The following is a 19,605-nucleotide window of genomic DNA, read 5'->3' on the forward strand; positions in this document are numbered from 1 at the left end:
TTCTATGCTCGCGCAGCGCCTGTCCTGCGCCTGCCGCTGCCTGCCCTTCCCGCACCGGCCCGCTCAGGCCGCCGCGCTGATCTCCACCCGGCGCGCTTCCCTCGCTTTCGCGCCGCCCGTGATCGTTTCCGGCTTCTTCAGAATGATGTGGTCTTCGGCGATGCCTGCCGCCTTCAGCGCGTCGCGTACCGCTTGCGCCCGGCGCCTCGCGAGGTCGGCGTTCGTGCTGGCGTTGCCGCTCGCATCGGTGTAGCCCGACAGCGCGAACTTCGCGTCCGGATGCGCCTTCGCGTAGTCGGCTGCCGCCTGGATGGCGTCCTTCGCGTCGGCGGGCAGCGTGCTCTTGCCCACTTCGAAGTAGACGCTAGCCGGCAACGCGGCTGCGCCCGGCGCCGCCGCGCCCGATGCCTGGTCCGCGCCGCTCGCGGGGGCCGCCCCACTTGCCGCGCTCGCTTCGGCCGCGCCGCCAGCCTCCGGCGCACCGCTTGCCGCGGCTGCGCCGCTCGCACCACCCGCACCCGCCGCGGCGGTATGGTCGCCGCCTTCGGGCATCTTGCCGTTACGCGCGTCGGCCACCTGGCGCGGCTGCAGAATGTCGCCGGTATGGTTGCCCCACGAATTGCGCTCGAACGTGATGACCGATGCGATTTCGACGTCGTTCAGCGTGGGCGCCCACGAAGGCATGGCGTTCTTGCCGTGCAGGACGATGCTCACGTGCCCGGCGATCGGCCCGTTGGCGATCTTGCTGCCGTCGAGCGCGGGGAACGCGCCCGCGCCCTTGCCGGTGGGCTGGTGGCACACTGCGCAGTTCGACATGTAGACCTTCTCGCCGCGCTCCTTGAGCTCGGCCAGCGTGTAGGTCTTGTTCGGGTCGTCGCTGGCGGCGGCCATCTTCGCCTTTTGCGTATCGACCCACTTCGCGTAGTCCTCGTCGGAAAGCACCTCGACGACGACCGGCATGAACGCGTGCTCCTTGCCGCACAGCTCGGTACAGAAGCCGCGATAGGTGCCGACCTTGTCGGCCTTGAACCACGTGTCGCGCACGAAGCCCGGAATCGCGTCCTGCTTCACGCCGAACGCGGGCACGTACCACGAGTGCACGACGTCGTTGGCCGTGGTGATGATGCGGATCTTCTTGTTGACCGGCACGACGAGCGGATTGTCGACTTCCTGCAGGTACGTATCGGTGATCGGCACGCGGTTGTTCACCTCGGAGCGCGGCGTGCTGAGCGTGGAGAGGAAGTTGATGCCCTCGCCTGGCCCCTTCACGTAGTCGTAGCCCCATTTCCACTGGTAGCCCGTGACCTTCACGGTGAGGTCGGCGTTGGAGGTGTCCTTCATCGCGACGACGGCCTTGGTGGCGGGCAGCGCCATCAGCACGACGATGATGAACGGCACCACCGTCCAGATGATTTCGACCGTGGTGCTCTCGTGGAAGTGAGCAGCCTTGTGGCCCTTCGATTTACGGTGCGCGTAGATCGAATAGAACATGACGCCGAACACGCCGACGAAAATCACGGCGCACAAGAGCAGCATCATCATGTGGAGGCTGTAGAGCTCTTCGGCGATGCGCGTGACGGGCGGCTGGAAATTGATCTCGTTCACCGCAGGGCCGCCTGGGCTGTCTCCAACTGCGAGTGCCGCGCCGGCGACGAGGAATCCGCTGCACGCCAGCACGCCCTGGAGGGCTCGCTTGATTGTTTTCATAGCTTCCTTACCCATAATTTCCATTCAAACCCTCGACCCCGCAGGAAGGTTTTGCAACCAGGGCGCCCCCTGGGACGCTCATGCCGCCAACCAGCAAGTTCACGCACCGCGCATCAAAGCGCGCGCGCAAGCCAGGCACGCAGTTCCCGCGCGAACTGCGCACGCCGATATTGCGGCAGATGCAACCCGACAGCGACCGCCTGGCCGCGGGACACGAGACGCACCGGGTCGCGTGGGGTCGCGCCCGGTTCGACCCGGACCCAGCGGGGATTGAATTCGAACTGCGTGAGCACGTCCGCGCTCATCTGTTCGATCACCAGCCGGTTCGGATAAAGCCTGATACGTTCGTAATCGACAGCATGGCGCGCATAAATGACAAAAGCGCCGCCTACTACCAACAGATCGATACCGGTAAACGGCAAAACCAGCCAGGCGCCGTGGATCAACAACAGAACGGCGATCGCGATGGAAACCAGCGCCAGCGACACATAGAAGAACACGAATTGCCTGGGCGAAACCGAACAGTTGCGCTTCATGGTCCAGTCTTTCAGGACCGGCTCCGGACTCGCCAGCAGATCGGACGCCTGCATCGCTCGCTTCCCCCACTTGCAACCTCGCCAGACTATCGCCGCGTCGCGCCTCGCACAACTACGGGAACATCTGGACTTGCCACAATGGATTTTGGGGACCCTTCCGTGCAGCAAACTGACGCATTATAGGCGCGATCCCCAGCCCTAACAAGCAAGCCTCTATTGCCCGAGAAGCCATGCCAGACGGGCCTTACGGCGATTTTTCGAGCATTTTTCCGGGGCTTTTCAGGCGCTAATTTCAGGCATAACGAAAGCCCCCTTACCACGTTACCGATTCCTTGCCGGACCCCGCCCGATGTCCTCGATGCGCACGATGCCATGGCCTTCCGCGGTCGTGCGCGGCACGGCCTTCCACGCGTGACCGTAGATGATCTCGAAGGTCAGCGGGATCGTGCCCGCGTGCGGACCGTCCGTGCAGCGGCGCGCCTCGAGCGCGGCCACGAGCGCGCGGTGCAGGCGCCGCGCGCCGTGCGTGCCGCCGCTCTCACCCTCGCTGTCGCCGTTGCGCGCGAACGGATACGCGCCCCAGCGGCGCACGTCGGCGAGCAGTTTCTCCGGCGTCTTGTAGGTGATGGTGAGCGTTTCCTGGTCCATCACCGGAATTTCGAAACCGTTCTCGACAAGCATGTCGCCCAGATCGTGCATGTCGACGAAATCGATGACGTGTGCGCGCGCCGGCACACCGTGCGCGGCCTCGACTTCGGCGAACGCGCCGCGCAGTTCCTTGAGCGTGTCAGGCCCGAGCGTGCTGAACATGAGCAGGCCGTTGACCCTGAGCACGCGCTGCCACTCGCCGAACACGAGGTCGGGACGCGGATGCCAATGCAGTGCGAGATTCGACCACAGCAGTTCGAACGCGCCGTGCGCGAACGGCAGTTCGGCAAAGTCGGCCTGCGCGACACGCGGGCCGCGCGAGCCGAGCGCGCGGCCAACCGAGGCGGGCAGAAAACGCCGCCAGCTCGTGTCGGGGGCGTCGTGCTCGCGGGCATGACGCAGCATGCCGAGGGAGAGATCGGTGCCGAACACCGGCGCTTCGGGAAAGCGCTCGCGCAAGCCGGGCAGGTCGTCGCCCTGGCCGCACGCGATGTCGAGCACGGCCGCGGGTTTCACCTTGATGTACTCGAGGCGCTCGCGCATGCGTTGCGCGATTTCGCGCGGCAGGAAGGCAACGTCGTCGAAAGTCGCCGCACGGCGATCGAAGATGCGCCGAAGGTGCCGGGTGTCATAGTCCGGACGGCCAGTTCTTGCGGGAGACGGGGACATGTCGGTCGTATTGGCGAAGTCTGCGAAGTATACTCGCTCACTCCTTTCCTTTCAGTCACGCGAGCCCGCTGCACGGGCCGTCCTTCAATGCCACCGCGCCCTTCTTCGTGTGAGACCCGCAACCGAGCGCGTGTCACACCACCCGCTTCGCTCCGCACTCGTCTTGCGGGCGCTGCGCGTGTTTGTCGAAAAGCGCGGGGGCTGCCGTCACGGCTTGCCCACTTCGTGCTGCCCAACCTGTGCCCATTATGCGGCAATTTGTCGCGAGCCACGCTCTGCGTGCGCTGCGATGCCGCGTACTGGAATGAGCCGCGCCTGCGCTGCACGGTTTGCGCCATGCCGCTCTCGCACAGGCGCGGTGCAGCGGGACGCGCACGCTATCGCTGCGAGGCCTGCGCCGACGCGCCGCCCGCATTCGATGCCACGCTCGCGCTCGCCGATTATCGCGCGCCGCTCGACCTGCTCGCGCGGGGCCTGAAGTTTCGCGCGCGCCTCGCGCTCGGCGAGGAATTTGCGCGACGTCTCGCGCTGGCCGCCGAGGATTTGCGCGATGAGCACGGCATGCCGGAGATCGTCGTGCCGGTGCCGCTCTCGCGCGAGCGCCTCATCGAGCGCGGCTATAACCAGGCGTGGCAGATCGCGCGGCCGCTCGCGCGCCGGTTGGGCACGCACGCGGACGCCACGCTCGTACGACGCATCCTGCATACGGCGCCGCAATCGAAGCTCGATCGCGAGACGCGCCGCCGCAATGTCGGCCGCGCGTTTGCGCTCACGCGGGGGCTCAGCGGCCAGCACGTGGGCGTGGTCGACGACGTGATGACCTCGGGCGCCACGCTCGACGCGCTCGCGAATACGCTCAAGGCGGCAGGCGCACGGCGCGTGACGAATTACGTCGCGCTGCGCACGCCGAAGGACTGATCGGCCCCACCCTGTTCAAGACATCGAGAGAGTTTCATCGTCATGTTCAACGTCGTTCTCGTCGAACCCGAAATTCCGCCGAACACCGGCAACGTGATCCGCCTGTGCGCGAACACGGGTGCGCGGCTTCATTTGATCGAGCCGCTCGGCTTTCCTCTGGACGACGCGAAAATGCGCCGCGCGGGCCTCGATTACCACGAGTACGCGCAGATGCACGTGCACGCCGACTGGGACGCCTTCATCGCCAGGGAAGCACCCGACCCGTCACGCATGTTCGCGTTCACGACGCGCGGATCGGGCCGTTTTCATGCGCATGCGTTCCAGCCCGGCGACTGGTTCGTGTTCGGCGCGGAAACGCGCGGCCTGCCCGACGCGGTGCTCGCGCGCTTCGAGACGCCACAGCGCGTGCGCCTGCCGATGCGGCCCGGCAATCGCAGCCTGAATCTTTCGAACACGGTCGCCGTCGTGGTGTTCGAAGCGTGGCGTCAGGCGGGTTTCGAAGGCGGCGAATGAGGCGAGTGCGTCGTCACGCCTTGCCGCGCGCCGCAAGCTCACGCTCGTAGCGCGTGAGCATCGCGTTATCGAAGCACGCGAAGATCACCTGCTCGAGCGTGGGGTATTGGGGTGACGCGTCGATCACGGTCGCGACGGCAATCGTCACCGCGTCATCAGCGGGAAAACGGTAGACGCCGCAACTGATTGCCGGAAACGCGATGCTCGTCACGCCGGCCTCGCGCGCGCACTCGAGCGAGCGCCGGTAGCAGGAAGCGAGCAGATGCGCCTCGTCGCGGCCGCCGCCGTACCAGACGGGGCCCACGGTATGGATGACGTGTTTCGCGGGAAGGCGGTAGCCGCCGGTGATTTTGGCGTCGCCGGTCGGGCAGCCGTTCAGCGTCTCGCACTCGCGCAGCAGGTGCGGCCCGGCGGCGCGATGGATCGCGCCGTCCACGCCGCCGCCGCCGAGCAACGATTCGTTCGCGGCGTTGACGATCGCGTCGACCTTCAGCGTGGTGATGTCGACGGCCTGCGCTTCGATGCGGCAATTTCCGATGATCAGCATACGGTCCTCCTTGCTCTCGGGAGCTGGCGCTTTATTGCTTGCTCCAATCCCACGCAGAGCGGGCGTACTTCACGCAACGCGCAGCAGGACCGAAGCGTCCTACTCCGCCTTCGCGTCGCGCCGCAGCAGCGCGCTCACGGCGTCGCGCGGCGCGACACCGTCGAACAGCACGGCGCATACCGCCTGGGTGATCGGCATTTCGATGCCATGTGCGCGCGCGAGCGCCAGTACGGCCTGCGCACAGCGCACGCCTTCGGCCACGTGGCCGAGCGCGCCGAGGATGTCGTCGAGCGTGCGGCCGCTCGCGAGCTGCTTGCCCACGGTGCGGTTGCGCGAGAGGTCGCCCGTGGCGGTGAGGATGAGGTCGCCGAGGCCGGTCAGTCCCGTGAAAGTCTCGGCGCGCCCGCCGAGTGTGACGCCAAGGCGCGTCATTTCGGCGAGGCCGCGCGTGATGAGCGCCGCGCGTGCATTCAGGCCGAGGCCGAGGCCATCCGAGATGCCGGTCGCGATCGCGAGCACGTTCTTGACCGCGCCGCCCACTTCCACGCCGACCACGTCGTCGCCTGTATAGATGCGCATCGCGCGGTGATGGAATGCCGCGAGCGTGCGCTCGCGGCAAGCGGCGGAGGCGCTCGCCACCGTCAACGCGACGGGCAGGCCCTCGCCGACTTCGCGCGCGAAGCTCGGCCCCGAAAGCACGCCGTTGCTCGCGTGGCCTGGCAGTTCGGCCGCCACGACCTGGTGCGGCATCAACTGGGTTTGCGCTTCGAAGCCCTTGCAGAGCCAGACGAAGTGCGCAGGCACCCGGCCCATGTCGCGCAGCGTGCAGAGCATGTCGCGCAGGCCCGCCACGGGCGTGGCGAGCACGACGAGATCCGCCTCGCCCGACGCATGGTCGAGCGCGGCGGCGAGATCCGTTTCGTACTGGAGAGTTTTAGGCAGCGCGACGCCCGCGAGGTAGCGGGCGTTTTCGTGCGTCTTGCGCAGGGTGTCGACGAGCGCGCCATCGCGCGCCCACAACACCGTGTGATGCGCCTGGGCGAGATGCCCTGCCAGCGCGGTGCCCCACGCTCCGGCGCCGAGAACGGCGATGTTCATTCCCATACTCCGCACCGGTAGTTCGTGGAAACGATCAACGTATGGTTAGTGCGTTGCGCTGCTCGCGCCGTCCTGCTGGGCGAGTTGCTGCAGGCGTTGCTCGTAGAGCGCCTGGAAGTTGATTTCCGCCAGGTGGATCGGCGGGAAGCCCGCACGCGTGATCGCGTCGGCGATGTTCGAGCGCAGGTACGGGAACAGGATGGTCGGGCAGGCGATGCCGACGAGCGGATCGACCTGTTCGGCCGGGATGTTGCGGATGTCGAAAATGCCGGCTTGCTTGGCTTCGATCAGGAACGCAACCTTGTCCTTGACCTTGGCCGTGACGGTGCCGGTAACGATGATCTCGAACACCGATTCGGCGAGGCGCTCGGCCTTGACGTCGACTTCCACTTCGACCGAAGGCATGTCCTGCTCAAGGAAGATGGCCGGCGAATTCGGCTGCTCGAGCGACATGTCCTTGAGGTAGATGCGCTGGATATTGAAGAACGGCTGGTTGTTCTCGTCAGACATGGTGTATGGCTTCCCTGATTGAATGGATCGCGGCGGCATTATCGTGGCATCCCGGAGTCCCGACAATGCGCCGCGTTACGGCAATGAACGGCAACAGGCCCGCGCAAGCCTCACCAGGCTCGCGCGGGCCGAAACCCTGCGTCGCTACGTCACGCTGCGCAGCCCGCCCGCGGACCGGGGCCGCACGGCTATCGGGCTGCAAATCAGGCTTTGACTCAGGCTTTGACTCAGGCTTTGAACCAGCCTGGACCCGCTGCCTGTCAACCTCAGGCGGCTTCGAGCAGCGGCATCAAGCCGCCCGCGCGGTCGAGCGCGGAGAGGTCATCGTAACCGCCCACGTGCGTCTCGCCGATGAAAACCTGCGGCACGGTACGCCGGCCGGTGCGCGTCATCATCTCTTCGCGCCGCGCCGGGTCCCGGTCGATCAGCACTTTCTCGATGTGTTCGACGCCGCGCGACTTTAAAAGACGCTCGGCCATCTGGCAATACGGGCACACCTGGGTGCTGTACATGACCACTTTGCTCACTTCGAACCTCCTTGTTTCACGACCGGCATTCCGGCCTGCTGCCAGGCGTTCACGCCGCCGTCCAGCACGTGGACTTCGGCAAAACCGGCGTCCTTCACGAGGCGCAGCGCCTTGTGCGACTGCTGGCCCGTCTGGCAGACCAGCAACACCGGGTTGCTCTTGTTTTTCACGAGCTGGCCGATCTTCGTCTCGAGTTCGCCAAACTCAACCTGGCGCGCCGAGGGCAGATGACCCTTCGCGAATTCACCCGCGGGACGCAGGTCGACCACCACCGCGTTGCGGCGGTTGATGAGCTGCGTCGCCTCGGCGGTGGACACCCCGCCGCGCCCGCCGCGCTTGAGCGTCGGCCACAGGAGCAACCCTCCCGAGATGAGGACGATCGCGATGAGTACAAGGTTGATGTAGTTGGTGAAGAACGTCACGGAGGGTCCGCCGGAAAAAGGGAAAGTCGGAGAAATCGTGCGAAATCGGATTCGGACAATCCGCTCATTATAAAATAACCGTTTGTCGCAGGGTTACCGCCCCCCAGCCCGGGCGTGCAGCCTGCCGGACCGGACCACCGCCATGGCGCCGCCTTTGCGCCGCCGCCGCGGTGTGCCTCCCGTCCCCGATTACCGCTTCCTTCACTACCGACCGGCATCCTCATGTACAAACTCGTACTCATCCGCCACGGCGAATCGACGTGGAACAAGGAAAACCGCTTCACCGGCTGGGTGGACGTCGACCTCACCGAGCAGGGCAACCGCGAAGCGCAGCAGGCAGGCCAGCTGCTCAAGGAGTCCGGCTACACGTTCGATATCGCCTACACCTCGGTGCTCAAGCGCGCGATCCGCACGCTCTGGCACGTGCAGGACCAGATGGATCAGATGTACCTGCCCGTCGTCCACTCGTGGCGCCTGAACGAGCGTCACTACGGTGCGCTTTCGGGCCTGAACAAGGCCGAAACGGCGGCGAAGTTCGGCGACGAGCAAGTGCTGGTCTGGCGCCGCAGCTACGACACGCCGCCCCCGGCGCTCGAGCCGACCGATGCGCGCACGTCGTACAACGACCCGCGTTACGCCAAGGTGCCGCGCGAGGAGCTGCCGCTCACCGAGTGCCTGAAGGACACGGTCGCGCGCGTGCTGCCGATCTGGAACGAGTCGATCGCACCGGCCATCAAGGCGGGCAAGAAGGTGGTGATCGCCGCGCACGGCAATTCGATCCGCGCGCTCGTGAAGTACCTCGACGACATTTCGGATAACGACATCGTCGGCCTGAACATCCCGAACGGCGTGCCGCTCGTCTATGAGCTGGACGAGAACCTCGAGCCCATCAAGCACTACTATCTGGGCGACGCCGAAGCCATCGCGAAGGCGCAGGCCGCCGTGGCGAACCAGGGCAAGAAGGCGGGCTAACGCCTGGCGCCGGCGCCGCCCGGCATCGGCCGCCCCCCTTGGCCGCGCCTTGTCGATTCAGGCAGCCGCCGGTCCGTCGGCCGGCGGCTGTGCGTGGACGAGCCCTGCGGGCCACACGCAGCCATGCAGGTTCGCCCCGGCCACCCTGGCCGCGCCGGAAATTCGTTGCACATTCCCCTTTTCTGCCTTGTTTTCGGGCCTGGCTGGCAAGATTGCCAGCGCCCTGCCAGCATCGCGCCAGAACCGAAATTACGGCACACGGTTTGCGAACCAGGCGCGAGCAGCACTGTCTTAGTGCCATCGCACGCGCCATATACACAGCCACGGCGGGTGTGCAGTTATACTTGTCCGTCGCTTTTCCAATAGACGCTGCCACGCGCCTTTTCGACCGCACGCAACATACTCTATGCGAAAGAACCTGAAAAACATCGGCCTGATCGCCGCTGGCCTCGCGACCGGCGTATTTGCCACCCTGCAGATCTCCGCCGAGGCGCAGCAAACCCAGCAGACGGTCGTAGAGCCGCTGCCGCTCGACCAGCTGAGGCTCTTCGCCGAAGTTTTCGGTCAAATCAAGCATGAGTATGTCGTGCCGGTGGACGACAAGAAGCTCCTCACCGCCGCCATCAAGGGCATGGTGTCGAGCCTCGACCCGCACTCGTCGTATCTCGACAAGACCGATTACCAGGAGCTCCAGGAGCAGACCAAAGGTCGCTTCGCGGGCCTCGGTATCGAAATCTCGTCGGAAGACGGCCTGATCAAGGTCATCTCGCCGATCGAAGACACGCCCGCATACCGTGCCGGCATCCGTCCGGGCGACCTCATCACGCGTATCAACGACAAGCCGGTGCGCGGCATGACGCTCGACCAGGCCGTCAAGCAGATGCGCGGCGACCCCGGCACCAAGGTCACGCTCACGATCTTCCGCAAGACCGACGACCGCACCTTCCCGCTCACCATCACGCGCGCCATCATCAAGGTGCAGAGCGTGAAGTCGAAGATCCTGCAGCCGGGCTACGCGTATATCCGCATCACGAGCTTCCAGGAGCGCACGGTCCCCGACCTCGCCGCCAAGCTGCAAGATATCGCGCGCCAGGAGCCGAACCTCAAGGGCATCATCCTCGACCTGCGCAACAACGGCGGCGGCCTGCTGCAAAGCGCCGTGGGCGTGGCGGGCGCGTTCCTGCCGCCGGATTCGGTCGTCGTCTCGACGAACGGCCAGATCCCGGACTCGAAGCAGGTCTATCGCGATACCTACGAGAACTACCGCCTGCCGTCGTTCGACGGCGACCCGCTCAAGGGCGAAGCGGCCGAGTTCAAGACCGTGCCGATGGTCGTGCTGACCAACGCCTACTCGGCGTCGGCCTCGGAAATCGTGGCGGGTGCGCTGCAGGACTCGAAGCGCGCGCTCATCGTCGGCAAGACGACGTTCGGCAAGGGTTCGGTGCAAACGGTGCGCCCGATGACGGCCGACACCGCGCTGCGCCTGACCACGGCGTACTACTACACGCCGAGCGGCCGCTCGATCCAGAACAAGGGCATCCGTCCTGACATCGCGGTCGACCAGTACGCCGACGGCGATCCGGACGACGCGCTCGTCACGCGCGAAGTGGACTACCAGAACCACCTCGCCAACACGCAGGACCCGGACGAGAAGAAGGAGCAGGAAGTGCGCGAGCAGGAGCGCATGGACATGCTGCGCCAACTCGAGGAACAGAACGACAAGAAGACGCCGGAGCAGCGCCAGAAGGACCGCGAGCGCAAGCCGGTCGAGTTCGGTTCCGCCGACGACTTCATGCTCCAGCAAGCGCTGAACAAGCTCCAGGGCAAGCCGGTGGTCGAATCGAAGTCGCCGATGGAGCGCCGCCTCGCGGGGCAGAAGCCGCCTACCTCGGCTTCCGCGCCGATCGCCGTGAAGCCGGGCGCCCTCATCATGGCGCCGGCTCCGGGCTCCGCTGCCGCGCCGGCCTCCGCTCCGGCTCCGGCGAAGTAACACACGCCGTACCGCCTCGCGATCCGCGCGCCCCGTGCGCCGGTCGCGAGGCTTCCCTCCTCCAGCCGCCGGCGTCGTTACAATAACGGCATTGCCTTTCCCCGGCGCGCGCTTTCCCATTCGGGGCCACCCAGGCTCTCGAGGTCCATCGCGGCGCCATCGAACCAGCGCATCGCGATGAACGACGACCAACTCCTTCGCTATTCCCGCCATATCCTCGTCGACGAGATCGGCATCGAGGCGCAGCAGCGCTTTCTCGACGCGCACGCGATCGTCGTGGGCGCGGGTGGCCTGGGGTCTCCAGCGGCGATGTATCTCGCGGCCTCGGGCGTGGGCACGCTCACGCTCGTCGACAACGACACCGTCGACCTCACCAACCTGCAGCGGCAGATCATGCACGAGACGGCGTCGGTCGGCCGCGCGAAGGTCGAGTCGGGCCGCGACGCCATCGCGCGTCTGAATCCCGAGGTGAAGGTGAACGCGCTGCAAACGCGCATCGACGATGCGTGGCTCGACGCGCAGGTGCCGGGCGCGACGGTCGTGCTCGACTGCACCGACAACTTCGCCACGCGCCACGCCATCAACCGCGCGTGCGTGAAGCACGGCGTGCCGCTCGTCTCGGGCGCGGCGTTGCGTTTCGACGGACAGATCAGCACGTTCGACTTGCGCGACGACGCCTCGCCCTGCTACGCCTGCGTGTTTCCCGAGGATCAGCCATTCGAGGAAGTGGCGTGCTCGACGATGGGCGTGTTCGCGCCCACCGTGGGCATCATCGGCGCGATGCAGGCGGCCGAGGCGCTGCGCGTGATCGGCGGCATCGGTGCGACGCTCGTCGGGCGGCTCATGATGCTCGACTCGCTGCGCATGGAGTGGAACACGATGCGCGTGGCGCGGCAGCCGGATTGCCCGGTGTGCGGCGAGCGTCACCGGCACGCCTGAAGCCCGCGCGAGCCAAGGCAAAAAGAAGCCCCGGTCATGCCGGGGCTTCTTTTTGCCTTATACGGATGGGCAGGTGAGCGCTCAGGCCTGCGTCACGCGCTGCAGCGCGGCCTGCAGTTCCTCGGGCTCGTAAGCGGCCAGCACCTCGGCCACCGGCTTTTCCAGTGTCTTGAGCTGCGAGCGCAGGATCTCCTGCTTCACCACGAGCAGCTGGCTCGGGTGCATCGAGAACTCGGTGAGACCCATGCCGAGCAGCAAACGCGTAAACGACGGGTCGCCCGCCATCTCCCCGCACACCGAAACCGGCACGCCCGCGCGCTTCGCCTCGCGCAAGGTCTGCGCGATCAGCTGCAGCACGGCCGGATGCAGCGGATCGTACAGGTCGGCCACCGCGTTGTCGGCGCGGTCGATGGCAAGCGCGTACTGAATCAGGTCGTTGGTGCCGATCGAGAGGAAGTCGAGCCGGCGCAGGAACATCGGCAAGGCGAGCGCGGCCGCCGGAATCTCGATCATCGCGCCGACCTGGATGTTGGGATCGTAGGCGAGGCCGGCGTCGTCGAGCTGACGCTTCGCCTCGCGGATCAGGTCGAGCGTCTGGTCGATCTGCTGCGCGTGCGCGAGCATCGGAATCAGGATCTTGACCGAACCGAACGCCGAGGCGCGCAGGATCGCCCGCAGCTGCGTGAGGAACATCTGCGGCTCGGACAGGCTCCAGCGGATCGCGCGCAGGCCGAGCGCCGGGTTCGCGGCCGTCTCGTAACCGTCGCCCGCATTCATGGCGTCGAGCGGTTTGTCCGCGCCCACGTCGATCGTGCGGATCGTCACGGGCAGCCCGTTCATGAGCTCCACCGCGCGGCGGTAGGCGGCGAACTGCTCTTCCTCCTCCGGCAAGTGGTTCTTGTGGTTCATGAACAGGAACTCGGTGCGAAAGAGGCCCACGCCCGTCGCGCCCGAGTCGAGCGCGGATTGTGCGTCGTCGGGCAGCTCGATGTTCGCGTACAGCTGGATCTTCGTGCCGCACAGCGTTTGCGTAGGCGAGAACTTCAGGCGCTGCAGCTTGCGCCGCTCGAGCGCCATCTCGCTTTGCCGGTAGGTGTACTCCTCCAGCACGATGGGCGCGGGATCGACGATCACGATGCCGTGGTCGCCGTCGACGATGATGAGATCGTCCTGGCGGATCAGCGCGCTCGCCTGCTGCACGCCCACCGCCGCCGGAATGCCGAGGCTGCGCGCGACGATCGCCGTGTGCGAGGTGCGTCCGCCCAGATCGGTGACGAAGCCCTGGAAGGTCTGCCCCTTGAACTGCAGCATGTCGGCCGGCGCGATGTCGTGCGCGACGACGATCATCTCGTCGCAGCCGCCGTGCAGCGAAGGGGGCATGGCGCCCGCGAGCGACTTCAGCACGCGCTCCACGACCTGCTCGATATCGGCCTTGCGCTCGCGCAGGTACTCGTCCTCTACGTCGTCGAAGTGACGCGAGAGGCGTTCGAGCTGTTCGGTAAGCGCCCACTCCACATTGAAGCGGCGCGTGCGGATGAGATCGATGGTCTCCTGCACGAGCATCACGTCGTTCAGGATCATGAGGTGAACGCCGATAAACGCGCCCATTTCGGAAGGCGCGTCGGCGGCGAGGTCGGCGCGCAGCGCATCGAGCTCCTGCTCCACGGCCTGGAGCGCCGCGCGAAAGCGCTCGATTTCGTCTTCGATCTGCGCGTGCTCGATGAGGTAATGGTCGACGTCGAGCGCAGCCGGGGCGATCAGATACGCTCGCCCAATGGCTATACCGCGTGATACGGGAATTCCATGCAGCGTGAACGGCACGCGCACCTCCTCTGGTTATTTGATGCTGCGGCAAACCGCTGCAATGCGCTCTCTCAGACCCCGGCGATGATTATAAATTCCAGCGCGGCGGAATGTGGCCACGCGCACCTGTTCGCGTATGCCTGCGGCCTTGTGCAGCAGTCAGTACCCACAAACAAAAACGCCGCGGTAAACCGCGGCGTTCCGGGCAAGGCGCAATGACCGCGCGCGTCTTACTGGCCTTCGCCAAACTTGTCGGCGATCAGCTTGAGCAGCGCGCTCATGGCGTCGGCCTCGTCCGGACCTTCGGTTTCGATCATCACCGTGCTGCCGATGCCTGCCGCCAGCATCATGACCCCCATGATGCTCTTGGCGTTGATGCGGCGGCCGTTGCGGCTCATCCAGATTTCCGACTGATAGTTGCCTGCGAGCTGAGTCAGCTTCGCCGACGCCCGCGCGTGCAGGCCAAGTTTGTTCACGATGGTCGTTTCTTGTTGCAGCATAGGTCGATCCGGACGCGGTGTGTGGAAGTGTGACTGGATTGTTTCGCTGTGCCTTGTGGTTGGCTTTCGCTGGCGCGCCGCCGGTTCAGGTGCTGCCAGCCGGCCTGAACACGCCGGCCGCGACGCCGCCGGTGCAAGCCGCGCCCCGCGTCGCGGCGGCGGGCTCGCCCGCGCTCTGGCCGGCTAGCGGATTCGGATTCGCGGCCTGCTTTGTCGCGTCGGTAGTGGCTTCGGTGCAGGGCGCGGGCGGGCAGCCGCATTCGCTCGCGCTCGCAACGGGCGGCATGGTCGGGCCGATGGTCTGCACGCCCTTGCTTGCGCCGGCCAGCGCCTTTTCGACGAGCGTGTCGAGCGGCGTTGCCCGGTAGCACACGGCACGCACCAGCATCGGCAGATTCACGCCGGCCAGCACGCGCACCTCGGGTACCGTGGCAAGCCGCGCCGCGATGTTCGAAGGCGTGGCGCCGAACATGTCGGTCAACACGAGCGCGCCGTTGTCTTCGCGCAGGCGCTCGATTTCCGAATGCGCCTTGGCGACCACTTCAGCCGGGTCGCTGTCGGGGAGCACGTCGAGCGCGCCGATGCGCGCCGGACAACCGCCATAGATATGCGCGATGCACTCGCGTAGCGCCGTGGCGAGCGGTGCGTGCGCAATGATCAGAATCCCTGCCATGTCAGTACTCGCCGGGCCGCCCCAGGCGTACTGACACCCCTTCGGGGGGCAGCGACCGCGGGGCGCGTTGGGGGTAGTTCATATCAGCCTGACTGCAAAAACGGCTCCGGTTGATGCTCGGACGACCCGTAGATCGCGTCCCGCAGCGCCGACCCCGCAGCCAGCCGTGAGCTCGCAGGGTCGGAACACGCGCCGCGCGGCAGCGAGGGCGTCTTGACGACGCCGGCTTGCCAGCCCCGAACGCGGGCTCGCGGCATTGTAGCAGGGTCATTTTCGCGCACGCGAGGCGGTTCTGCTCACAGCGTCGACAGATGTCGCACGTCATTCACACGCCCGGTGCGCCCGCTCGACCTTTCGTGGTCCGAAACTGCCCGCCAGCCCGGGTCTCGATGGGGCGCCTGCCCTGCAAGGCCCCCACATCCGGCAAATGTAGCCATATATGCGGCTTTCAAGTCCGCGCGCCAGGTGCGGACTTCAACTGCACGCCGGCCCAAGGATCCAAGCCAGATTCGCGCCAGACTCAGGCCAGCTTCAAGCCGACTTCAAGCCGCCGCGCGTTCCAGCGCGTCGATGAACATGGCGGCCACGTCGAAGCCCGTCTGCTCCATGATTTCGCGAAAACACGTCGGACTCGTGACATTGACCTCGGTGAGCCAGTCGCCGATGGCGTCGAGCCCTACGAGCAGCAGGCCCCGTGCCGCGAGCGTCGGGCCGAGCGCCCGGGCGATCTCCATGTCGCGCCCGGTGAGCGGCTGCGCGACGCCAAGTCCGCCCGCCGCCAGATTGCCGCGCACTTCATTGCCCTGAGGAATACGCGCGAGCGAAAACGGCACCGGCTCGCCCCCGATCAGCAGAATGCGCTTGTCGCCGGCCTTGATTTCGGGGATGAACTTCTGCGCCATCACGCTGCGCGCCCCGTCGTGACTCAACATCTCGATGATCGAGCCGAGGTTCATGCCGTCCGCCTTCACGCGGAACACACCCATGCCGCCCATGCCGTCGAGAGGCTTGAGGATCACGTCCTGGTGCTCTTCATGGAACTTGCGCAGGCGCGCCGCGCTGCGCGTCACGAGCGTAGGGGCGACGAACTGCGGAAATTCGCCGATGGCGAGCTTTTCCGAGTGGTCGCGAATCGACTGCGGCTTGTTGAAGATCTTCGCGCCCGCGCGCTCGGCGATCTCCAGCAGCCATGTCGACGTGACGTACTCCATGTCGAACGGCGGGTCCTTGCGCATGACGACGGCGTCGAAGCCGGTGAGCGCGCGCGAATCGGCCGTGGCTTCGAACCAGGTTTCGCGATGCAGGTCCGCCGTATCGCCGACGATCGTAAAGCGCCGCACGTCGGCCTCCACCTGGCCGTTCACCCATGCGAGGTGCTGAGGCTCGCACGCGAAGAGCCTGTGGCCGCGCTGCGCGGCCTCGGCCATCATCGCGTAGGTCGAGTCCTTATAGATCTTGAACCGCTCGAGCGGATCGGCGATGAAGAGAATGTCCATATCGTCCCTGCCTTGTCCCTGTCTTGTCGCTGTCTTGTCACTGCATGGCGCCGGGTGCGGTGCCTGCTTTCATGACGGCAACGCCCGCACGGTGGCGGGCGCTGCGTTCGATTGTGTGAATGATGACGGCCGGATCAGACCTGGATCGCCTCGGGGTCGGTCTTCTCCAGTTCGACCGAGGCCGCCAGCAAGCCGAGCCGCGCCACCACGCCGTACATGTAAAAGCGGTTCGGCGGCGCCGCGCCCGCTTTCGCGCGCGTGTCGGGCAGCGCCGTGTGCTCGAAGCCGAGCGGCACGTAGTGCATGCCCGGCGCGTTCAGGTTCTGGTCGCGCTCGCGGCTGCCGTGCGCGCGATAGAAGCCGCCCACCACATAGCGGTCGATCATGTACACGACCGGCTCGGCCACTTCGTCGCCGATATGCTCGAACGTGTAGACGCCTTCCTGCACGATCACGTCGTGCACTTCGAGCCCGTCCTTCGTGGCCGACATCTTCGCACGTTCGCGCTTCGTGAGTGCGGCGACCTCCGAGGCGTCGTGCACGGTCATCACGCCGCGGCCGTCCGTGCCGGCATCGGACTTGATGACGACATAGGGCTTTTCGGTGATGCCGTACTCGCGGTACTTCTTCGCGATCTTCTTGAGCACCACGTCGATGGCGCTCGCGAGTGGCTCCTCGCCCGTGCGCGCCTCGAAGTCCACGCCTTCCACGTGCGCGAAGTACGGATTGATCATCCACGGGTCCACGCCCACCATCTTCGCGAACTTCTTCGCCACATCGTCGTAGCACGAGAAGTGCGTGGACTTGCGGCGCACCGCCCAGCCCGCGTGCAACGGCGGCAGCACGTACTGCTCGTGCAGGTTTTCGAGCACAGCCGGAATGCCGGCCGAAAGATCGTTGTTCAGCAGGATCGAGCACGGGTCGAAGTTCTTCAGGCCGAGGCGCCGCTGCGACCGCTCGAGCGGTTCGAGCACGATCTTCTGGCCGTCCGCGAGCGAGATCGTGACCGGCCCGGCGATCGTGTCGTCGAGCGTGCCGAAGCGCACGTTCAGGCCCGCCTGGCGCATGATCGTGGCGAGGCGCGCGACGTTCTCCAGATAGAACGCGTTGCGCGTGTGCATCTCCGGAATCACCAGCAGGTTCTTGGCGTCCGGGCAGATCTTTTCGATGGCGGCCATGGCCGCCTGCACGGCGAGCGGCAGCACTTCCTGCGGCAAGCAGTGGAAAGCGCCGGGAAAAAGGTTGGTATCGACAGGCGCGAGCTTGAAACCGGCGTTGCGCAGGTCGACCGAAGCGTAGAACGGCGGCGTGTGTTCCTGCCATTCGAGGCGGAACCAGCGTTCGATGGCCGGCGTCGCGTCGAGGATGCGCTGCTCCAGTTCGAGGAGCGGGCCGTTCAACGCCGTGACCAGATGCGGGACCATAAGGGGTGACTCGCGGACGAAATGCTTTGATTGTAGGGAAACCGGTCGTTCATCTGGGGACGATTGCGCCAGTTGCAAGACGGGATTGCCCTCGTGGATCCCCGTCATGAAATCCCTGGGCGCGGTAGGGTCAATCGAGCGTTCCGCGCACGCGGATATTCACGCCGGATATCCATTCTGGACCGAGCGCGCCGGCCGGCGCAATTGGGCACACGGATTGAAGGGGCACTATGCGAACGCGCGGACGACGGCGCTTATTCCCCCTCGCTGACGCGAGAGCAAGGCCCACACCCGGCGCGCGCAAAGAAAAGGGCCCGCCGAAAACGGCGGGCCCAGGTCGCTGCTTGCTGCCCTAACAGATCAAACCATCGAACGCGGCGCGCTTATTCCACGCGCTCGCCATGCAGAACCACGTCGAGACCTTCGCGCTCTTCTTCTTCCGAAACGCGCAGGCCCATCACCATGTCGATCACCTTCAGCAGGACGAAGCTCACCACGCCGCTGTAGATGAGGGTCGTGAGCACGCCCTTGATCTGCAGGATCACGCTGCCGTCGGCGCCGCCGATGTCCTTGACCGCGAACACACCCGTCAGGATGGCGCCGATGATGCCGCCGATGCCGTGCACGCCGAACGCGTCGAGCGAGTCGTCATAGTTGAACTTGTGCTTGAGCCACGTCGCCGACCAGAAGCAGACCACGCCCGCCACCACGCCGATCACGATCGCGCCCAGCACGCCGACGAAGCCCGATGCCGGCGTCACGGCCACGAGACCCGCCACGGCGCCCGAAGCGATGCCGAGCACCGACGGCTTGCCCTTGGCGATCCACTCCGCGAACATCCAGCCGAGTGCGGCGCAGGCGGTAGCGACTTGCGTCGTGAGCATCGCGAAGCCGGCACGTCCGTCAGCCGCGACCGCCGAACCCGCGTTGAAGCCGAACCAGCCCACCCACAGCATGGCAGCGCCCGTCAGCGTGAGAACGAGGTTGTGCGGCGCCATCACTTCGCGCCCATAACCCACACGCTTGCCGAGGACGATACAGCACACGAGGCCTGCGATACCGGCGTTGATGTGCACGACCGTGCCGCCCGCGAAGTCGAGGATGCCGGCGCTGGCGAGCCAGCCCGTCGGCTCCCACACCATGTGCGCGATCGGCGAGTAGACGATGATCGACCACAGCGACATGAACACGAGCATCGCCGAGAACTTCATGCGGTCGGCGAACGCACCGGTGATGAGCGCCGGCGTGATGATCGCGAACGTCATCTGATAGACGAAGTACACGGTTTCGGGAATGGTCGGCGCGAGGTGGCTCACGGTGAGCGTCGTCGCCTTGTCGCCCTTGATGTAGTTCATGCCCTCAAGGAAGACGCGCGAGAAGCCGCCGATGAACGAGCCGCCCGGCGTGAACGCGATCGAGTAGCCGACCACCGTCCAGATCACGGTGACGACGCAGGTGATCGCGAAGCTCTGCATGAGCGTCGCGAGCACGTTCTTCTTGCGGACCATGCCGCCGTAGAAGAGCGCGAGGCCCGGGATCGTCATGAACAGCACGAGCGCGGTGGAGGTCAGCATCCACGCGGTGTCGCCCGAGTTGATCTTCGACGAATCGACCGAGAACGGCGCGGTCGGTGCGGCGGGCGCGGCGGCTGCGGCGGCGGCCGATGCGTCGGCTGGGGCGCTTGCGGCGGCTGCCGGGGCCGAAGCCGCGTCG

At 66.0% G+C, this 19,605-nt stretch carries 19 protein-coding genes; 5 read left to right on the forward strand and 14 right to left on the reverse strand.

All coding sequences use genetic code 11. From position 1 onward, the window contains the following. Positions 1 to 63: 63 nt before the first annotated feature. The 3 genes from coxB to BHE01S_RS29105 all read right to left on the reverse strand — a co-directional run bounded on the left by coxB (position 64) and on the right by BHE01S_RS29105 (position 3,560). Positions 64 to 1,731: a cytochrome c oxidase subunit II gene (coxB, locus tag BHE01S_RS29095; RefSeq protein WP_042270070.1), complete on the reverse strand. Its 1,668-nt coding sequence runs from the start codon at positions 1,729 to 1,731 to the stop codon at positions 64 to 66. An 89-nt stretch (positions 1,732 to 1,820) separates the two neighbouring features. Beyond that, positions 1,821 to 2,297 (reverse strand): DUF2244 domain-containing protein, encoded by a 477-nt coding sequence (locus BHE01S_RS29100; RefSeq protein WP_042270072.1) that lies wholly within the window; start codon positions 2,295 to 2,297, stop codon positions 1,821 to 1,823. 267 nt (positions 2,298 to 2,564) lie between these two features. Beyond that, positions 2,565 to 3,560 carry a methyltransferase domain-containing protein gene (locus tag BHE01S_RS29105; RefSeq protein ID WP_042270074.1) on the reverse strand — a complete coding sequence of 332 codons (996 nt, stop codon included), beginning with the start codon at positions 3,558 to 3,560 and terminating at the stop codon, positions 2,565 to 2,567. Positions 3,561 to 3,647: 87 nt separating this feature from the next. Between BHE01S_RS29105 and BHE01S_RS29110 the strand changes: the two genes are divergently transcribed. Together BHE01S_RS29110 and trmL are read left to right on the forward strand one after the other, a co-directional pair. Continuing rightward, complete coding sequence (locus BHE01S_RS29110; protein ID WP_042270076.1) at positions 3,648 to 4,478, forward strand: ComF family protein; 831 nt, start codon at positions 3,648 to 3,650, stop codon at positions 4,476 to 4,478. A gap of 42 nt (positions 4,479 to 4,520) precedes the next feature. Beyond that, positions 4,521 to 4,991, forward strand: coding sequence for a tRNA (uridine(34)/cytosine(34)/5-carboxymethylaminomethyluridine(34)-2'-O)-methyltransferase TrmL (gene trmL, locus BHE01S_RS29115; protein ID WP_042270078.1), 471 nt, complete (start codon positions 4,521 to 4,523; stop codon positions 4,989 to 4,991). Positions 4,992 to 5,004: 13 nt separating this feature from the next. Here the strand turns inward: trmL and BHE01S_RS29120 are convergent, their stop codons facing one another. The 5 genes from BHE01S_RS29120 to BHE01S_RS29140 all read right to left on the reverse strand — a co-directional run bounded on the left by BHE01S_RS29120 (position 5,005) and on the right by BHE01S_RS29140 (position 8,095). Then, complete coding sequence (locus tag BHE01S_RS29120; protein WP_042270080.1) at positions 5,005 to 5,538, reverse strand: O-acetyl-ADP-ribose deacetylase; 534 nt, start codon at positions 5,536 to 5,538, stop codon at positions 5,005 to 5,007. Positions 5,539 to 5,637: 99 nt separating this feature from the next. Beyond that, on the reverse strand, positions 5,638 to 6,636 hold the full coding sequence (locus tag BHE01S_RS29125; protein ID WP_042270082.1) for an NAD(P)H-dependent glycerol-3-phosphate dehydrogenase: 999 nt from the start codon (positions 6,634 to 6,636) through the stop codon (positions 5,638 to 5,640). A gap of 45 nt (positions 6,637 to 6,681) precedes the next feature. Next, positions 6,682 to 7,146, reverse strand: coding sequence for a protein-export chaperone SecB (gene secB / locus BHE01S_RS29130; RefSeq protein WP_042270084.1), 465 nt, complete (start codon positions 7,144 to 7,146; stop codon positions 6,682 to 6,684). 266 nt (positions 7,147 to 7,412) lie between these two features. After that, positions 7,413 to 7,673 carry a glutaredoxin 3 gene (gene grxC, locus BHE01S_RS29135; RefSeq protein WP_042270085.1) on the reverse strand — a complete coding sequence of 87 codons (261 nt, stop codon included), beginning with the start codon at positions 7,671 to 7,673 and terminating at the stop codon, positions 7,413 to 7,415. After that, positions 7,670 to 8,095 (reverse strand): rhodanese-like domain-containing protein, encoded by a 426-nt coding sequence (locus BHE01S_RS29140; RefSeq protein ID WP_042270087.1) that lies wholly within the window; start codon positions 8,093 to 8,095, stop codon positions 7,670 to 7,672. Before BHE01S_RS29140 ends, grxC begins: the two co-directional genes overlap by 4 nt. A 222-nt stretch (positions 8,096 to 8,317) precedes the next feature. Here BHE01S_RS29140 and gpmA point away from each other — a divergent pair, with 222 nt between their 5' ends. From gpmA to BHE01S_RS29155, 3 genes are all read left to right on the forward strand, one after another. Continuing rightward, a complete protein-coding gene (gene gpmA / locus BHE01S_RS29145) occupies positions 8,318 to 9,067 on the forward strand; it encodes a 2,3-diphosphoglycerate-dependent phosphoglycerate mutase (RefSeq protein ID WP_042270089.1) in 750 nt (249 codons plus the stop codon). A 406-nt stretch (positions 9,068 to 9,473) separates the two neighbouring features. Further along, on the forward strand, positions 9,474 to 11,057 hold the full coding sequence (locus BHE01S_RS29150) for a S41 family peptidase (RefSeq protein WP_042270091.1): 1,584 nt from the start codon (positions 9,474 to 9,476) through the stop codon (positions 11,055 to 11,057). A 177-nt stretch (positions 11,058 to 11,234) separates the two neighbouring features. Further along, the gene (locus BHE01S_RS29155) at positions 11,235 to 11,996 is read left to right on the forward strand and encodes a HesA/MoeB/ThiF family protein (RefSeq protein WP_042270093.1); all 762 of its coding nucleotides are present in this window, start codon (positions 11,235 to 11,237) and stop codon (positions 11,994 to 11,996) included. Positions 11,997 to 12,077: 81 nt separating this feature from the next. On the opposite strand, the gene ptsP is transcribed toward BHE01S_RS29155, so the two are convergent. The 6 genes from ptsP to BHE01S_RS29185 form a co-directional block, all read right to left on the reverse strand. Further along, positions 12,078 to 13,817 carry a phosphoenolpyruvate--protein phosphotransferase gene (gene ptsP / locus BHE01S_RS29160; protein WP_042270106.1) on the reverse strand — a complete coding sequence of 580 codons (1,740 nt, stop codon included), beginning with the start codon at positions 13,815 to 13,817 and terminating at the stop codon, positions 12,078 to 12,080. 212 nt (positions 13,818 to 14,029) lie between these two features. Next, positions 14,030 to 14,299, reverse strand: coding sequence for an HPr family phosphocarrier protein (locus BHE01S_RS29165; RefSeq protein ID WP_042270095.1), 270 nt, complete (start codon positions 14,297 to 14,299; stop codon positions 14,030 to 14,032). 85 nt (positions 14,300 to 14,384) lie between these two features. Further along, a complete protein-coding gene (locus BHE01S_RS29170) occupies positions 14,385 to 14,972 on the reverse strand; it encodes a PTS sugar transporter subunit IIA (protein WP_084069350.1) in 588 nt (195 codons plus the stop codon). A gap of 542 nt (positions 14,973 to 15,514) precedes the next feature. Continuing rightward, positions 15,515 to 16,468 (reverse strand): glutathione synthase, encoded by a 954-nt coding sequence (gene gshB, locus BHE01S_RS29175; RefSeq protein ID WP_042270097.1) that lies wholly within the window; start codon positions 16,466 to 16,468, stop codon positions 15,515 to 15,517. 134 nt (positions 16,469 to 16,602) lie between these two features. After that, complete coding sequence (gene gshA, locus BHE01S_RS29180) at positions 16,603 to 17,892, reverse strand: glutamate--cysteine ligase (RefSeq protein ID WP_042270098.1); 1,290 nt, start codon at positions 17,890 to 17,892, stop codon at positions 16,603 to 16,605. Between the two features lie 383 nt (positions 17,893 to 18,275). Beyond that, positions 18,276 to 19,605, reverse strand: a 1,330-nt coding sequence (locus BHE01S_RS29185; protein ID WP_042270100.1) for an ammonium transporter, incomplete at its 5' end; no start/stop codon positions are given.

This window comes from Paraburkholderia heleia NBRC 101817 (assembly GCF_000739775.1).
GTDB lineage: Bacteria > Pseudomonadota > Gammaproteobacteria > Burkholderiales > Burkholderiaceae > Paraburkholderia > Paraburkholderia heleia.

Coding starts and splice junctions, on each gene's coding strand:
- BHE01S_RS29125 (WP_042270082.1), bottom strand. CDS start 6,636: ATGAACATCGCCGTTCTCGGCGCCGGAGCGTGGGGCACCGCGCTGGCA.
- BHE01S_RS29155 (WP_042270093.1), top strand. CDS start 11,235: ATGAACGACGACCAACTCCTTCGCTATTCCCGCCATATCCTCGTCGAC.
- gshA (WP_042270098.1), bottom strand. CDS start 17,892: ATGGTCCCGCATCTGGTCACGGCGTTGAACGGCCCGCTCCTCGAACTG.
- gpmA (WP_042270089.1), top strand. CDS start 8,318: ATGTACAAACTCGTACTCATCCGCCACGGCGAATCGACGTGGAACAAG.
- BHE01S_RS29170 (WP_084069350.1), bottom strand. CDS start 14,972: ATGGCAGGGATTCTGATCATTGCGCACGCACCGCTCGCCACGGCGCTA.
- gshB (WP_042270097.1), bottom strand. CDS start 16,468: ATGGACATTCTCTTCATCGCCGATCCGCTCGAGCGGTTCAAGATCTAT.
- BHE01S_RS29110 (WP_042270076.1), top strand. CDS start 3,648: ATGCCACCGCGCCCTTCTTCGTGTGAGACCCGCAACCGAGCGCGTGTC.
- BHE01S_RS29150 (WP_042270091.1), top strand. CDS start 9,474: ATGCGAAAGAACCTGAAAAACATCGGCCTGATCGCCGCTGGCCTCGCG.
- BHE01S_RS29165 (WP_042270095.1), bottom strand. CDS start 14,299: ATGCTGCAACAAGAAACGACCATCGTGAACAAACTTGGCCTGCACGCG.
- trmL (WP_042270078.1), top strand. CDS start 4,521: ATGTTCAACGTCGTTCTCGTCGAACCCGAAATTCCGCCGAACACCGGC.
- coxB (WP_042270070.1), bottom strand. CDS start 1,731: ATGGAAATTATGGGTAAGGAAGCTATGAAAACAATCAAGCGAGCCCTC.
- secB (WP_042270084.1), bottom strand. CDS start 7,146: ATGTCTGACGAGAACAACCAGCCGTTCTTCAATATCCAGCGCATCTAC.
- BHE01S_RS29120 (WP_042270080.1), bottom strand. CDS start 5,538: ATGCTGATCATCGGAAATTGCCGCATCGAAGCGCAGGCCGTCGACATC.
- BHE01S_RS29100 (WP_042270072.1), bottom strand. CDS start 2,297: ATGCAGGCGTCCGATCTGCTGGCGAGTCCGGAGCCGGTCCTGAAAGAC.
- BHE01S_RS29105 (WP_042270074.1), bottom strand. CDS start 3,560: ATGTCCCCGTCTCCCGCAAGAACTGGCCGTCCGGACTATGACACCCGG.